An 876-nucleotide genomic window follows, 5' to 3' on the forward strand; every position below is an offset into this window, starting at 1 on the left:
GCCCTAGGGGGTGTCCCTAATTATCTGAAGAAAGGTGCTGGAGGCCGAGCGGCCGCCAGCCCCGTGGGCAGGGTTGAGCTTGCAGGGAAAGGAAGAGCTGAGCACCCCTGGTGAGTGCACCGACATGAGCTGACGGACGAGCAGTGGAAGCAGCTTGAGCCACTCATCCCTGCCCGACGAGGGCCGCGCACCAAGAAAGGTGACCGGCAGTTCGTCAATGCAGTGCTCTGGCGGGTGAAGACGGGCGCACCCTGGCGTGACTTGCCAGAGCGTTACGGGCCCTGGAAGACGGTCTACAACCGCTTCGGGCGCTGGGCGACCCGAGGAGTATGGGAGGGGCTCTTCAAGTCGCTGCAGTTGCAAGTGGATGATGTCGGCTCGCTGCTGGACGCCACCATCATCCGGGCGCATCAGGACGCCGCGGGCGCAAAAGGGGGGGCCGATGCAATGCTCTGGGCCGTTCTCGAGGAGGCTTTTCTTCCAAGGTCCACGCCCTGTGCACCACCCAGGGCCAACCGCTCGAAGTGACGCTGACGCCTGGGCAGCGCGGCGACGTCACTGAAGCCGAGCACCTCATTCAGTATGCGCACGGCAAGGCGCTCATCGCCGACGCCGGCTATGACGCCGACCACCTCGTGCAGGCCGTCCGGGAGCGCGGAATGAGGCCCGTCATCGCGATGAATCCAACGCGCAAGCACCACCGGCGCCGCAACAGTCGCGCCCTCTACCGGCTGCGCATCCAGGTGGAGTGCATGTTCCACCGCCTCAAGCGCTTCCGCGCCGTGGCCACCCGCTACGAGAAGACCGCCACCAACTACCTGGCGGTCCTCCACCTGGCCTGCATGATGCTTTGGCTTAATTAGGGACACCCCCTAG

The 876-nt window shown here is 65.1% G+C and carries 1 pseudogene; it reads left to right on the forward strand.

Annotated elements, in window-relative coordinates:
- Positions 1–141 precede the first annotated feature (141 nt).
- A pseudogene (locus tag D7X99_RS44160) lies at positions 142–860 on the forward strand (IS5 family transposase); the annotation flags it as partial.
- Positions 861–876: the final 16 nt, after the last annotated feature.

It is taken from the genome of Corallococcus sp. AB032C, assembly GCF_003668935.1.
In the GTDB taxonomy this organism is placed as follows: Bacteria; Myxococcota; Myxococcia; order Myxococcales; family Myxococcaceae; genus Corallococcus; species Corallococcus exiguus.